The organism is Leucobacter chromiireducens, from assembly GCF_051993095.1.
GTDB lineage: Bacteria > Actinomycetota > Actinomycetes > Actinomycetales > Microbacteriaceae > Leucobacter > Leucobacter chromiireducens.
On record NZ_CP197024.1, the window covers coordinates 1558062 to 1571800 of the forward strand.

Genomic DNA, 13739 nt, shown 5'->3' on the forward strand with positions numbered 1-13739 from the left:
CTAGGCTTGCTCCATGCGTGATGTGATCTCCGCCCTCATCGGGAAGAGCGTTCGGCAGGCGGCGCGCCTGCGCGGTGGCGGCTCGGCAATCCCCGGGCTTGTCGTCGAGAAGCTTGATCCGGGCTTCCTCGGCCGTGTGCTCGGCCGGCTGCCCTACGGGGTGGTCGCGGTGAGCGGAACGAACGGCAAGACGACGACCACGAAGATGATCGTCGAGATGCTCGAGGCCCAGGGGCTTCGGGTCTTCACAAACCGCACGGGCTCGAACTTCTCGCGCGGAGTCGTCGCCGCGGCGGTTGCCGAGGGGTCGCTCGCCGGCCGCCTCGACGCAGACATCGCCGTGCTCGAACTCGATGAGGCGCACGCGATGTACTTCATCGACCGCGTGCCGCCGCGCTTCACGCTGCTGCTCAATGTGCTGCGAGATCAGCTCGACCGCTTCGGCGAAATCGACACGACTGCGAAGCTGCTGCAGCGCATCGCGGACGCGACAAGCGAAGGGCTCGTGGTCAACCGCGAGGATCGGCTGATCCGCGAGATCGGGGAGCGCACGCGCCAGCGGTCCGCCGCCGTCGATGTGCGTGAGTTCGGTTTGTCCGACGACCTTCTGGCGACGTTCCCGAGCGACGACGACTTCCACGCGGGAGCTCCCGCCGTGCGCGAGGGCCCGGCTGGCGGCGCCGACGTGACGCTCGTGGAGCTGGGTGACCACGAGGCGGTGTTCCAAATCGACGATGCGTCGCATCGGACCAGCCTGAAACTCGAGGGCCTGTACAACACGTTTAACGCGGCAGCCGCGCTCGCGGTCGTGCGCCAGGTGCTCGCCGCTGGCCCACTGCCGGATCGCGCGGCCCGGATCGCCCCGCCCGCGGACACCGCGCGCATTGTCGAGGCGCTCGCCGAGGTGCGCCCGGCGTTTGGTCGCGGCGAGCAACTGGAGCTCGACGGCCAGCCGCTTGAGCTCGTCCTCGTGAAGAATCCCGCGGGGTTCCGTCTCGGCCTCGCATCATTTGCCGCCGACGGCGTCGCCGCGATGATCGCAATCAACGACCAGTACGCGGATGGGCGCGACATGTCCTGGCTGTGGGACGTGGATTTCAGCTCGCTCGCCCCCGCGGGCGTGGACACCGTGAGCGGTGCCCGCGCGTGGGACATGGCGCTGCGGCTCGAGCACGATGATGTTCCGGTCGGCGCAGTCGAGGAGGATCTCGGCCGTGCACTCGCAGCGTTCCGGGAGCGCACCATGGGTCAGCCGCGACGCATCTACTGCACCTATACGGCCATGCTCGAACTCCGCCGCGCACTCGCGGAGCTGACTGATGTGGAGGACATCTGGTGAGCGCAGCAGTTTCTGCGGGGGAGGGCTCTCGCGAACTCGTGATCGTGTCGCTCTATCCGCGCGACATGAACATCTACGGGGATCGCGGCAACGTCCTCGCTCTCGAGCGTCGCGCACGCGCGCACGGCTTTGCGCCCCGCGTGGTGGAGATCAACCCGGGCGACGTCCTGCCGCAGCAGATCGATATCGTGGTCGGCGGCGGTGGCCAGGACTCAGGCCAGGGCCGTGTTGCTGCCGACCTCGCCGCGCGCGCGGATGAGATCCGTGCGCTCGCCACGGACGGGGTCCCCATGCTGATGGTGTGTGGGCTCTACCAGCTCTTTGGCCACCGCTTCATCACGCACACGGGCGAAGAGCTCGCTGGCATTGGCGTGCTGGACGTCGAGACTCGCGGCGGCACCGAGCGCATGATCGGCAACATCGTGCTCGACACCGCCGAGTTCGGTGAGATCATCGGCTACGAGAATCACAGCGGCAACACCACACTGGGGCCGGGCTCCGAGCCGCTGGGCCGCGTGGTGCAGGGAGCGGGAAACAACCCGAACGATGGGGTCGAGGGCGCCCGCACGGGCAACGTGATCGGCAGCTATCTGCACGGCTCGCTCCTCCCGAAGAACCCGGCACTGAGCGACTTCCTCATTGGCGAAGCGGCTCGCCGACGCTACGGCAGCTTCGAGCCGCGCGCCGTGGTCGGCGAGACGGTGCTCCGCGCCCGCGAGAGCGCAAAGCGGCGACCCCGCTAAGAGCGCACCTCTCCGCTGGAACCCCAGTTCTGTTCAGCGCTGTCGGCCCACACCGCCCGCCACTTCTCCGCGAGCGATTCGACGGTCTCGTGTGCGTTGAGGCCGCTGGGCTGGGGGACCACCCAGAGCTGGATGTCGGTGGGCCACCCAGGAATGCGCTCGATGTCCTGCCTGCCGAGCGCGGCCCGGGGCTGCGCAAACGCTTTGCGGAACGCACCAATGCCGGCAATTGCGACCGTGTGCGGACGGAGCTCGCTGATCCGCTCCACGAGGCGTCGCCCCGCAGTGGGATATTCCTCCCGCGTGAGGTCGCGCTCGGCAGCCGTGGCGCGCCCAATTAGGTTGGTGATCCCGATCCCGCGGTCGATGAGCTGACGCTCGTCAGCGGGCGAGAGCCCCCGGCTTGCTTCGACGAGGGTGTCTGTGAGGCCAGCTCGGTGGAGCGAGGGCCAGAAACGATTTCCCGGGTACGCGAATGGGGCGTTTACGGCCGCGGTCCAGAGCCCCGGATTGACGCCAACGATGAGCAATCGCAGCGCGGGATCGCCGGGCCCATCCGGGAGCACGTCATCGAGCGTGCCAGGCTCGTCGGCTGCTCCTGGGGCGTGGCTGGCGAAGCGGGCGAGTTCCTCGCGGCGCGGCCGCGCTCCGCCGAGGGGTGAGGGCCGGCGCTGAGACATGGCTCCAGGGTAGCGAATGACGGCAGACGCAGTGCCGACGCGCCCGGCGGAATAGTTTTTCGGGAAACAAGGAATATTCGTTTGCATGTATCTGTTGCACCCCGTGTACCGCCCCCAAACGAAAGGCAGAGCATGACCATCACCGCTGAGCAGATCCCCGGCTACCGCGTAGGCACCTGGGTGATCGACCCCACCCACTCCGAGGTCGGCTTCTCTGTGCGCCACCTCGCCATCAGCAAGGTCAAGGGCAAGTTCGAGAACTTCGACGCGACCTTCGTGACCGCCGAAAACCCCCTCGAGTCGACTGTCACCGCGTCTGCCGACGTTGCATCGGTGAACACGAACGAGAAGAACCGCGACGGCCACCTGCGCACCGGCGACTTCTTCGCTGCCGAAGAGTTCCCGCAGCTCACCTTCGTCTCGACCGGTGCGCGCGAGGAGAACGGCGACTTCAAGGTCGACGGCGAGCTCACCATGCGCGGCGTGACGAAGCCCGTCACCTTCAACTTTGAGTTCGGTGGCTTCGGCGAGGACGGCTACGGCAACTACAAGGCCGGCTTCACCGCAACCACGACCGTGAAGCGCGAGGACTTCGGTCTCAGCTGGAACGCGCCCCTCGAGAAGGGCGGCCTGCTGCTCGGCTCTGACGTGACGATCAACATCGACGTTCAGGCGGCACTCCAGGCGTAAGCGCGCCTGCGCGGCGCCGCACTGCGCCGGGCGAGCGGGGCGGGGCATCACCTTCCGGGTGGTGCCCCGCCCCTCGCACGTCTGGGGGCCTGGCCTCAGTCGAGCTCGCCAGTGATGCGACCCCGCACCCGCCGGAGATCCTCCATGAGCGAGCCAATCAACACCCAGTGCTCGGGGTGGGGCTGCGGGATCGTGTAGGGCTGTGTGAGCGCGGGAGGTTCGATGGGGCTCGTGGCCGCCACGTCGGAGGTGAGGTGCCCGAGGCGCTCAAGATCGTGGGCGGCCCGCCGCATCTCCTCGACCATGCCGATCACGGATGGATCGGTCACCAGTTCGGGATCGTAGAGGTCTGCCGTCGCTCGAGCCATACCGATGATTTGCGTCACGATGCGCTGGAGGCGCTGGAAGAGTGCGTCGTCGTCGGCGAGGCCTTGGCGGTAGCGGCGACTCCGGGGATTGAAGCGCAGGCTCTCGCGGGCCTGACGGAGCAGATCGTGGACACGGCCGCGCTCATCCTGCAGCGTGCGGGCCTCGGCAAGCATCTCGGCCAGCCACGCGCGATCGCGGGGCTCGTCGAGCGCGTCGGCGATGCGCGTGAGCACACGGGCTGAGTGATCGGTGAGCGCCACAATCGCCTCGTTGACCGAGGAATTCTTCACGGGGGCAACGACGAGCGCGTTGAGGGCGACACCGATGGCCGCGCCGATCGCGGTCTCGATGAGCCGCTCGGCCCCATAGTGCAGTTCGAGGCCGCCGAGCGCGATCATGAGGAGTGCGGTGATCGCGATCTGGTTTGTGGACGACGGCGACATGCGCAGCAGCCAACCCACTGCCATCGCGACGACAATCGCCGCGATGAACAGCCACGACTGGGGGCCGAAGAGCGCCCCGGCGCCGAGCGCGACCGAGATGCCGACGAGCACGCCCACGACGCGCTCGATGCCGCGCGTGAGCGAAAGATCGACATTGTCCTGCATGACGATCAGAGCAGCAATCGCGCCGAAGATGGGCAGCTGCTCGGGGAAGATGAGCAGGCAGGTGAACCAGGTGAGGATCGCCGCCGCGGCCGCCTTCGCAAGTTGGTACCAGGACGGGCGGACAGCCACCGTGAAGCGCCCGGTGAGGTTCCGTTCGAACCTCCGGAACGGGTGAGTGGTGGGCCCGCTCACAGCACGCCGAGCTTGCGCAGCTCCTCGCGGAGCGTCGCCCCGTCGGGTCCGTACACCCACGGCACACCGCTCGTGGTTCGGTTGAGTCGAGCCTTCGAACGACCACCCGCGAGCACGGCCTCGCCAATCGAGAGCTGTCGGATCGCAACGGCGGCCACGTTCTGCGGGTGCGCGGTCGCGAACTCGTGGTACAGCGACTCGTCGTGCTGACCATCGTCACCGATGAGCACCCAGCGGACCTCGGGAAACTCGGCAGCGAGGCGCTTCAGCTCACGCTGCTTATGCTCGCGCCCGCTGCGGAACCAGCGATCGTGCGTGGGGCCCCAATCCGTGAGCAGCAGCGGGCCCATCGGGTACAGATTGCGTGCGAGGAACCGGCTGAGCGCGGGAGCGGCGTTCCACGCGCCCGTCGAGAGGTACACAACGGGGGAGCCGGGGTGCCGGGCGACCAGGTGGTCGAGCATCACGGCCATGCCGGGGGTGGCCGAGCGGGCATGCTCGTCGAGCACAAAGCTGTTCCAGGCGGCAACGAAGGGCTTGGGGAGCGCCGTGATGAGGATCGTGTCGTCCACGTCCGAGAGCACCCCAAACTTCGCGGCAGGATCAACGATGTTGACGGGGGCGTCGGCGACTTCGCTGTCGCCGGTCTGCAGTGAGACCGTGTGCCAGCCCGGGGAGAGCTGCACCGGAACAATGGAGTCAATGACGCCGCCGCGATCGGCGGTCACCTCCGCGACGAACTGTCCGTCGATGTGTACGCGAACGCGCTCGTGCGGCGCCGACAAGCTCGTGAAGGTGCGCCAGCCGCGCACACGCGAGACCTGCGCGACATCGGGCCGGAAGCGAGTGTGCTCGCGAGTGTCGGGTTTCAGGTACAGCACTCGGCCGAGCACGCGCACCCACTCGGTGCTGCCATACCCGATGTACGGGATGACCGACGGCGATTTTCCGCGCGAGACGGCACGGCGGGCACGGCGGACATGGATCCAGTCCTCAAGTCGCGCCGCGAAGCGGGGGCGGGAGTCGGGCTGGTCGGGGGCAGTCACCTAAGACATTCTAGAGCGTTTGGCTGATGCGCTGCGCGCTACGCCGCATCCTCACCGGACTCGAGGTGGCGACGCTCCCGGGAGAAGAACGCGCGCTTGAGGGCCCAGAGAATCAGTAGAACGAGGATTGCAGCGCCAACGAAGATGTAGCCGGCGCCCTTCACGCGCCCCGCGAGCTGCTCATAGCCCGCCGCCGCGCCCGCGCCGAGGGAGACGACGATGAGCGACCAGAGCACGCTCGCGGCCGCGGTCCACTTCAAGAACGTGCGGTACCTCATGCCGGTCATGCCCGCGGTGAGCGGGATCAGCGAGTGCAGCACGGGAAGAAAGCGGGAGAGGAACACCGCGACCCCGCCCCGCTCACCGAGGTAGTGGTCAGCGAGGCGCCACTTGTCTTCCCCGAGCCGCTGCCCGAGGCGGCTCGCACGCAGCCTCGGCCCGACCCAGCGGCCCAGCGCGAAACCGATACTCTCGCCGGCGAGCGCACCCGCTACGAGGGCGAACACGAGCCAGGCGAACTGCGCCGTGCCGTCCACGCCGAGCGCGGCCACGAGCGCGATGGTGTCACCTGGCACGATGAGGCCCACGAACACTGAGGTCTCGAGCAGGATCCCGATCCCCGCGATCAGGGTGCGGATCGCCGGATCGAGGTCGCGTAGCGCGGCGATGATCGTGTCGAGGAGCTCCGTCATTTCACCGAGTGTAGTGAGCGGTGATCCCAGCGTTCCCGTGGATCCGCTGACGGTACCGTGGGCCCATTCCCTGGGCCCCGACGCTCTGGTAACTTCCCAACATCGTGCGTGCCGCGAGTTTGTTTGGCGTCGAGAAAAAAGTACCTTGTGCCCGAGGTAAAAGTTTGTTGATATCAAAATTGATTCGCAGGTGATTCACAGATATTGGTATTCTGTGAAGACCCGATCGCCGATCGGGAGCTCCGGCGAGAATTACATCTCGTGGCGGATCTCACTACGGGAGTGTGGCTCCATGTGTGGGGTACCACCTCCTTCGTTCAGGAGCGATACATGAACGAATTCCTCGACGCGTTGACGCTTGCTCGATGGCAGTTCGGCTTGACAACGCTGTACCACTTCATCTTTGTGCCGCTGACCATCGGGTTGAGCCTGCTCGTCGCGATTCTGCAGACGGTCTGGGTTCGCACCGGCAAGGTTAAGTACCTGAAGCTGACGCGCCTCTTCGGCAAGATCTTCTTGATCAACTTCGCGATGGGTGTCGTCACTGGCATCGTCCAGGAGTTCCAGTTCGGTATGAACTGGTCGAACTACTCGCGCTTCGTCGGCGATATCTTCGGTGCACCGCTTGCGATGGAGGGCCTCATCGCCTTCTTCTTTGAGGCGACCTTCATTGGGCTCTGGATCTTCGGCTGGGACAAGCTGCCGAAGAAGATCCACCTGATGACCATCTGGTTCGTCTGGATCGGCACGGTGCTCTCTGCGTACTTCATCCTCGCGGCGAACGCATTCATGCAGAACCCGGTCGGCTACAACCTGAACGAAGAGAAGGGGCGTGCCGAGCTTGAGAGCATCGGCGATGTGCTCCTCAACCCCGTCGCGATCACGCAATTCCCGCACACGATCTTCGCGGCGCTGATGTTCGCCGGTACGGTCATGGTGGCGGTCGCTGCCTGGCACCTGAAGCGCAACCAGTTTGTTGACGAGATGCGCACGGCGCTGCGCTTCGGCGCGTGGACGAACATCATCGCGTTCCTGGGCGTGGGCCTCACCGGCCACTCGCTCGGCATGGTGATGACGGAAACGCAGCCGATGAAGATGGCTGCCGCCGAGGCGCTCTATGAGAACGCCTCGGGTGCCGACGCATCGTTCTCGATCTTCAGCCTGGGTACCCCGGACGGCGCGCACGAGATCTTCTCGATCCGCATCCCGTACCTGCTGTCGTTCCTCTCGACCGGCACGTTCGACGGCTCGGTCGAGGGCATCCGCAACCTGCAGAGCGACTACGAGGCCATGTACTGCGGTGCTGACTCGATGATGACCTGTCCGACGGACGGCCAGTTCGCCCCCATCATTTGGGTGACCTACTGGGCGTTCCGCTGGATGATCGGACTTGGCGCGATCGCGGCGCTCGTCTCTGCCGTGGGCCTGTGGCTCACCCGCAAGAACACCGAGCTGCCGGCGTGGACGTGGAAGGTCGCCATCTGGACGGCACCGATCCCGATGCTCGCCTCGCTCGTCGGCTGGATCTTCACTGAGATGGGCCGCCAGCCCTGGATCGTGTTCGGGGTGATGACCACCGAACAAGGCGTGTCGCCGGGTGTGCCCGGCTGGGCGGTGCTCGTGTCACTGATCGTCTTCACGATCGTGTACGGTGCGCTTGCAGTCGTCGAGTTCAAGCTCATCACGAAGGCCGCGAAGGAGGGACCGCCGGCGATCGAGAATGACGCCGAAGGCGAGCCCGACCAGCAGGCCCTGGCCACGGTTTACTAAGGAGGCGAAGCCAACATGGAACTCACCACACTCTGGTTCTTGATTGTCGGTGTCATGCTCATCGGGTACTTCGTGCTCGACGGCTTCGACTTCGGCGTGGGCATGTCCCTGCCGTTCCTCGGCAAGGACGACACCGACCGCCGCCTGCTGATCAACACGATCGGCCCGGTTTGGGACCTCAACGAGACCTGGCTGATTGTGGCTGGCGCCTCGCTCTTCGCAGCGTTCCCTGAGTGGTACGCGACGATGTTCTCGGGGTTCTACCTCGCGCTGCTGCTCATCCTGGTCGCGCTGATCCTCCGCGGTGTCTCGTTCGAGTACCGTCACCAGGGCAAGGGCCGCAACTGGACCCGCTGGTTTGATCAGTTCATCTTCTGGGGCTCCGTCCTGCCGCCGCTGCTCTGGGGTGTCGCGTTTGCGAACCTCGTGCAGGGCGTGCCGATCGCGCCGCTCGAGGGCGGGGGCTGGATCTACGAGGGCACGCTGCTGACGCTGCTGAACCCGTACGGCCTGCTTGGCGGCCTCACCATGCTGCTCATCACCTTCACGCACGGACTCGTGTTCGTAGCGCTGAAGACGGTTGGAGACATGCGTGAGCGCGCTCGGGCACTCGCGACCAAGGTCGGCATCGCGGCGATCGTCGCCGGCGCTGCGTTCCTCATCTGGACGATCGTGCAGCACCTCGAGAGCGACACCCTGTGGCTGATCGTCACCTGCGCGGTTGTTGCCGCAGTGGCACTGATTGGTGCGTGGGTTGCGAACCTCCGGGGTCGCGAAGGCTGGGCATTCACGGGCAACGCCGTTGCAATCGCGTTCGCGCTGCTGACCATCTTCATGGCGCTGTTCCCGAACCTGATGCATTCGAGCATCGATCCCGCCTACTCGATGTCGATTGAGGGTGCTGCGAGCTCGCAGAAGACCCTCGAGCTGATGACCTGGGTTGCCGTGTTCACCCTGCCGCTCGTGCTCGCCTACCAGGCGTGGACGTACTGGGTGTTCCGCAAGCGCCTCTCGCGGGACGTCATCCCCGCGGGCGCACACTAGGTGCTCGCTGGGCGCGTGGTTTCGTCACGCGCCCAGTGCACGCCGCGCACACGGCCCCGGGAGGTGATCATCACTTCCCGGGGCCGTGCGCTTCCACCCGGGGTTTCATCAGATGTACGCCGCGCTGCTCCCATAGACTCGAGTATGGCGCGCTCTCAGCTCGTTCTCGCCCCTCCGACCGCAACAGGATGCTCGTGAAACCTTTCGATCCGCGTCTGCTTCGTCACGCCCGCGCTGCGCGCAGCGTGTTCCTGCTCGGGGGAGTGCTCGGTCTGATCCGCACACTCGCGATTCTCGCCTGGAGCTGGTTCCTCGCGCAGACCATCACGGTCGTCGCGCTTCCCGCGCTCGCGGGCGAGGGTGGGGGCTCGGGCCGCATCGCCGAGGGAGCGTTCGCGCAGGATCACCTTCCGCTGCTCGTGGGCGGGGCCGTCCTCGCGCTGTGCGTCCGCTCGCTCGCTGCCTGGGGGATGGACACGGTTGCCGCGCGCGGCGCGGTACGCGTGAAGTCCGAGCTGCGCGCCGCCGCGCTCACCGCGATCGACGCGCGGACCCCCGAGCGCGGTGATGGCCGCTCCGACGCCGAGCTTGCCACCGTACTGGGCCGTGGTCTTGACGCGCTCGACGGCTACTTCTCCGGCTACGTGCCGCAGCTCATCCTCACCGCGATTGCGACGCCGATCCTGATTCTCGCGGTGTTGATCGCAGACCCGGTGAGCGGGATCACGGTGCTCATCGTCTTCCCGATCATCCCCGTCTTCATGATCCTTATCGGCATGGCAACCCAGAGCGTGCAGGACCGGCAGTGGGAACAGCTGCAGCACCTCTCCACCTCGTTCCTCGACGCCGTGTCAGGTCTCGCAACCCTGAAGATCTTCCGCCGCGAAGATCGGCAATCGACGCGGATCGCGCGTGCCACGAACGAGTATCGCTCGCGCACCATGAAGGTGCTGCGCGTCACATTCCTGTCCGGCTTCGTGCTCGATCTCGCAGGCACTTTCTCGATTGCGCTGGTCGCCGTGACGGTGGGAACGCGCCTCGTGAGCGCTGAGTTCCCACTCGGACTCGGCCTCTTCGTCTTGCTTCTTCTGCCCGAGGTGTTCATCCCCATTCGCCAGGTCGGCGCTGCCTTCCACGCCTCAACCGAGGGGCTCTCTGCCTCGGCAGACGTCTTCGCGCTGATTGAGGGCGAAGAGAATGAGACGCAGCCGGGCGCGGCCGGCACTGTCGCCGCCGCAGCGGGGGGCGAGATCGAGCTCGCAGCCGTGTGCATCACGCGTGGTGACCGCATCGCCGTGGGACCGGTCGACCTTCGCGTCGCGCCCGGTGAGGTCGTCGCGCTCGCCGGCCCCTCTGGCGCGGGCAAGTCCACCCTGCTCGCTGCCCTGCTCGGCTTCGTGACGCCTGTTGCTGGTCGGCTCACGCGCCCGAAGCACGTGGCCTGGTCGGGACAGCGCCCAGGCCTCCTGCAGGGCACCGTCGCCGAAAACGTGAGCTTGGGATCGGCGGCGCCCGCCGATCCCGCGCTCGTGCGTCGCGCGCTTTCCGCGGCGGCACTCCCCGAGCTGGATCCCGAGTTGATGCTGGGCGCCGCCGGCGCGGGAGTCTCAGGCGGCCAAGCACAGCGCATCGCGATTGCGCGAGCGCTGTATCGTGCGTGGACCCTGGGGCCTGACGCCGCGTTGCTGCTCGATGAGCCAACCTCCGCGCTCGATCGAGATACGGAGCGTGCGGTGTGCCAGAGCCTGCGGGCTGAGGCCGAGACCGGACGCGCGGTGCTCGTGGTGAGTCATCGAGCCGAAGTGATTGATTCGGCAGACCGGGTGGTGCGCATCACCGCGGCTCCGGTCGACGAGACGAAGGAGCTCGCGCGATGAGCACTCAGACGGACCTCACCGCCGCACGCCGCCGCGTGCTCGCGCGGGCCCTGCCCTCCGCGCAGCGTCGCTTTCCGGGGCTTGCGTTTGGCGTGCTCGCCGACGGCTGCGTCGTCGCGCTGCTCGGCCTGAGCATGTGGTTGATCGTGCGAGCCGGAGAGCAGCCGCCGATCCTGCACCTCACCTTCGCGATCGTGGGCGTGCGTGCCCTCGCGATCGGCCGCGCCGCATTCCGCTACACCGAGCGGATGTTCAGCCACGACGCCGCACTCGCTCAGCTCGCGTCGCTCCGCGCTGACACGTTTACCGCGCTGATTCCGCGCATTCCCGGCGCAATCGAGTCGCACCGCCGTGGAGAGGTGCTTGCCGCGTTCGTCGACGACGTCGATCAGCTGCAGGATGAGCCCTTGCGCGTGCGGCAGCCGCTCGCGGTCAGTGCCACGGTCGTGGCGCTCAGCATCGTCGTGATCGCGCTCATCTCGCCCGTGGCGGCCCTCATTCTCACCGCTATCCTGGTGCTCTCCGGCGCGCTTGCCGTCTGGCTCGCGCAGCGCTCCGCGGGCGCCTCGGATCGCGAACTCAGCGCCGCGCGCGCCGGCCTCGTCGACGCGCTGCTCGAGCGCTTTGCCGCCTCCGAGGTGCTCGCTGCGTACGGTGCGCTCGGCGCTCAGCGCGATCGAATCGCCGCGGCCGAGGCCCGGCTCTCGGCGGTGCAGCTGCGCCGTGCTCGCTCCGCCGGAACGAGCGGCGCGATCCTCGCGGGTGCGGCCGGACTCGCCTCGGTCGTGACGCTCCTTGCGCTCGCCCCCGCGGTGGGCGCGGGCCTCTCGGCGCCCCTGTTCGCCGCAGCCGTGGTCGTTCCCGCTGCGGTGTTCGAAGTGTTCGCCCAGGTGCCCGCGGCTCTCGCCGCACGCAGGGTGGTGCAGTCGAGCGCGGATCGCGTCGCGGCACTCACCGAGACGCCGCTGCCCGCTGAGATTCCGTGGGAGACCCCCGGGTCCGCCGCGAAGACTGGGCCCGCAGTGCCCTGCGCGCCGCTCCTCGCGGTCGAAGCGCTCACGGTGCGTCACCCGGCCGCCGCGCGCGACGCGGTCAGCGGGGTGAGCTTCGAGGTGAACGCCGGCGAGACGCTCGTCGTCACGGGAGAGAGCGGAGCCGGCAAGAGCACGCTCGCCCTCGCGCTCGTGCGATTCCTCGATTATTGCGGTTCGTATCGCCTGCGCGGCAGCGAAGTGCGTGAGCTTCCCATCGCGGTGGTCCGTGAGACGGTGGGCCTGTGCGAGCAGCAGCCGCACCTCTTTGACGCTGATCTGCGGCAGAACCTGAAGTTCGCGCGAGACACCGCGAGCGACGACGAGCTGATGGCCGCGCTTGACCGCGTGGGCCTGGGGGACTGGGCCCGCTCCCGGGGTGGCCTCGACGCGCAGGTGGGCGAGCACGGAGCGCTCGTCTCGGGTGGGCAGGCGCAGCGCATCGCTCTCGCACGCGCGCTCCTCGCCGACTTCCCGATCGTCGTGCTCGATGAGCCGACGGCGGGAGTGGACCGCGAGCTTGCCGACCGGTTGCTCACCGACCTTGTCGGCGCGGTGCCCGAGGATCGCGCGGTGATCCTGATCACGCACACCGAGCTGCCGAGCGGGATCGAGGCCACGCGTCTGCACCTCGAGGCACCTGCCGCCTAACGTACGGGCTGCCAGGCCCGTTCGAGCGCCGCGCGGAACCAGGCGAGCCGTGGGCCGACCGGAAGCGGGAGCGCGACCCCGTCGAGGTGCGACACCGGCCGAATCCCGTGCAGGGCGTTCACGGCCCACACCTCGTGCCCCAGGAGCTGCTCGGGCGTCGGGTCTGTGTCGCGGTCCGTGCCGCGGTCCGAGCCGCTGTGTGAGCTCCCGAGCCCGCCGCTGGGGGTGCCGAAACCACCCCGTGAGAGGGCGCCGCCCCGCGACCGCTCGGGCTTCGTGCCGACGAGTCGACGGGCTGCCGCTTCGACGAGCAGGTCCTCGGTGACTGAGGCCACCCGCTCCTGGGAAGCGATGACCCTGCCAGAGCGATCGCCATCGTCACCCCAGACGATGAGACTCGTTGTCGCACCCTCGCGCACGGTGCCCGTCGGGCTGAGGAGGAGCGCCTCTGCGCCCAGCTCGCGATTGAGCCGAGTGAGCGCGCCGATGTTCGGCCCCTTGCGGGTGGCGTGCTTGAGTTCCACCGGACCTGCTGTGCGCAGCTCGATGGAATCGCGCAGCTCGGGGAGCGGGCGGAGGGAAAGGTCAAACGACGTGGTGCCGTCTGACTCGCGCCACAGCTCAAGTCGGGGGAAGCCCGCGCCCGCGGCGGCGATCTCGCCGCGCGCCGCCGTGAGGAACGCGGTGAGCCGCGCGCGGTCGTTCTCACCCAGTGGGATCGGCGCGGCAGCGACCTCGAATGACGACGATGCGCCACGGTGTGTGGGGGAGAGTAGCGCCTCACGGGCGGCGTCGGCAAGCCGCGCTGTGAGCTCCCGTGCGTCCCGTTCGGCGGCACGCACGGACTCCGGGGCGGCCAGCGCTTCCACCGCGGAGCCGCGGAAGCGGTCGAGGTGCGCCTGCCAGCCGCGCACCTCGGCCACGCCGTCGCGCACGCGCACGCGGAACGAGTCGGCGACGAGAAGTTCGCGCACGCCAGCCTGCTCCGTCATGTCGCGAGCGTACCA

General features: G+C 67.7%; 12 protein-coding genes. 7 read left to right on the forward strand and 5 right to left on the reverse strand.

Translation table 11 applies throughout. The features are described from left to right. The first annotated feature begins 13 nt into the window (after nt 1–13). Nucleotides 14–1339 carry a Mur ligase family protein gene (locus tag ACR81A_RS06970; RefSeq protein ID WP_202383097.1) on the forward strand — a complete coding sequence of 442 codons (1326 nt, stop codon included), beginning with the start codon at nt 14–16 and terminating at the stop codon, nt 1337–1339. After that, on the forward strand, nt 1336–2082 hold the full coding sequence (locus ACR81A_RS06975) for a type 1 glutamine amidotransferase (protein WP_337249002.1): 747 nt from the start codon (nt 1336–1338) through the stop codon (nt 2080–2082). The genes ACR81A_RS06970 and ACR81A_RS06975 overlap by 4 nt, the downstream gene beginning before the upstream one ends. Here the strand turns inward: ACR81A_RS06975 and ACR81A_RS06980 are convergent. Further along, on the reverse strand, nt 2079–2762 hold the full coding sequence (locus ACR81A_RS06980) for a mismatch-specific DNA-glycosylase (protein WP_440313106.1): 684 nt from the start codon (nt 2760–2762) through the stop codon (nt 2079–2081). The genes ACR81A_RS06975 and ACR81A_RS06980 overlap by 4 nt on opposite strands. Nucleotides 2763–2894: 132 nt before the next feature. Here ACR81A_RS06980 and ACR81A_RS06985 point away from each other — a divergent pair, with 132 nt between their 5' ends. Continuing rightward, complete coding sequence (locus ACR81A_RS06985; protein ID WP_202383099.1) at nt 2895–3452, forward strand: YceI family protein; 558 nt, start codon at nt 2895–2897, stop codon at nt 3450–3452. Between the two features lie 95 nt (nt 3453–3547). Here the strand turns inward: ACR81A_RS06985 and ACR81A_RS06990 are convergent, their stop codons facing one another. Genes ACR81A_RS06990 through ACR81A_RS07000 form a run of 3 tightly spaced genes read right to left on the reverse strand, consistent with a single transcriptional unit; the run spans nt 3548 to nt 6359 of the window. Then, a complete protein-coding gene (locus tag ACR81A_RS06990; protein WP_202383100.1) occupies nt 3548–4621 on the reverse strand; it encodes an FUSC family protein in 1074 nt (357 codons plus the stop codon). Further along, entirely contained in the window at nt 4618–5667 is a 1050-nt protein-coding gene (locus ACR81A_RS06995; protein ID WP_337249003.1) for an App1 family protein, read from the reverse strand. The genes ACR81A_RS06990 and ACR81A_RS06995 overlap by 4 nt, the downstream gene beginning before the upstream one ends. A 38-nt stretch (nt 5668–5705) precedes the next feature. Then, on the reverse strand, nt 5706–6359 hold the full coding sequence (locus ACR81A_RS07000) for a DedA family protein (protein WP_440313107.1): 654 nt from the start codon (nt 6357–6359) through the stop codon (nt 5706–5708). A gap of 330 nt (nt 6360–6689) precedes the next feature. On the opposite strand from ACR81A_RS07000, the gene ACR81A_RS07005 reads away from it, so the two are divergent. The 4 genes from ACR81A_RS07005 to cydC all read left to right on the forward strand — a co-directional run bounded on the left by ACR81A_RS07005 (nt 6690) and on the right by cydC (nt 12732). After that, on the forward strand, nt 6690–8129 hold the full coding sequence (locus ACR81A_RS07005; protein ID WP_202383102.1) for a cytochrome ubiquinol oxidase subunit I: 1440 nt from the start codon (nt 6690–6692) through the stop codon (nt 8127–8129). A 15-nt stretch (nt 8130–8144) separates the two neighbouring features. Next, nucleotides 8145–9173 (forward strand): cytochrome d ubiquinol oxidase subunit II, encoded by a 1029-nt coding sequence (gene cydB, locus ACR81A_RS07010; protein ID WP_440313108.1) that lies wholly within the window; start codon nt 8145–8147, stop codon nt 9171–9173. 194 nt (nt 9174–9367) lie between these two features. Continuing rightward, complete coding sequence (gene cydD, locus ACR81A_RS07015) at nt 9368–11050, forward strand: thiol reductant ABC exporter subunit CydD (protein WP_202383104.1); 1683 nt, start codon at nt 9368–9370, stop codon at nt 11048–11050. Beyond that, entirely contained in the window at nt 11047–12732 is a 1686-nt protein-coding gene (gene cydC / locus ACR81A_RS07020; protein ID WP_440313109.1) for a thiol reductant ABC exporter subunit CydC, read from the forward strand. Before cydD ends, cydC begins: the two co-directional genes overlap by 4 nt. Here cydC and ACR81A_RS07025 read toward each other — a convergent pair. Next, nucleotides 12729–13724 (reverse strand): hypothetical protein, encoded by a 996-nt coding sequence (locus tag ACR81A_RS07025; protein ID WP_440313110.1) that lies wholly within the window; start codon nt 13722–13724, stop codon nt 12729–12731. The genes cydC and ACR81A_RS07025 overlap by 4 nt on opposite strands. Between the last annotated feature and the right edge of the window lie 15 nt (nt 13725–13739).

Coding starts and splice junctions, on each gene's coding strand:
- ACR81A_RS06985 (WP_202383099.1), top strand. CDS start 2,895: ATGACCATCACCGCTGAGCAGATCCCCGGCTACCGCGTAGGCACCTGG.
- ACR81A_RS07025 (WP_440313110.1), bottom strand. CDS start 13,724: ATGACGGAGCAGGCTGGCGTGCGCGAACTTCTCGTCGCCGACTCGTTC.
- cydB (WP_440313108.1), top strand. CDS start 8,145: ATGGAACTCACCACACTCTGGTTCTTGATTGTCGGTGTCATGCTCATC.
- cydC (WP_440313109.1), top strand. CDS start 11,047: ATGAGCACTCAGACGGACCTCACCGCCGCACGCCGCCGCGTGCTCGCG.
- ACR81A_RS06980 (WP_440313106.1), bottom strand. CDS start 2,762: ATGTCTCAGCGCCGGCCCTCACCCCTCGGCGGAGCGCGGCCGCGCCGC.
- ACR81A_RS06970 (WP_202383097.1), top strand. CDS start 14: ATGCGTGATGTGATCTCCGCCCTCATCGGGAAGAGCGTTCGGCAGGCG.
- ACR81A_RS07005 (WP_202383102.1), top strand. CDS start 6,690: ATGAACGAATTCCTCGACGCGTTGACGCTTGCTCGATGGCAGTTCGGC.
- ACR81A_RS07000 (WP_440313107.1), bottom strand. CDS start 6,359: ATGACGGAGCTCCTCGACACGATCATCGCCGCGCTACGCGACCTCGAT.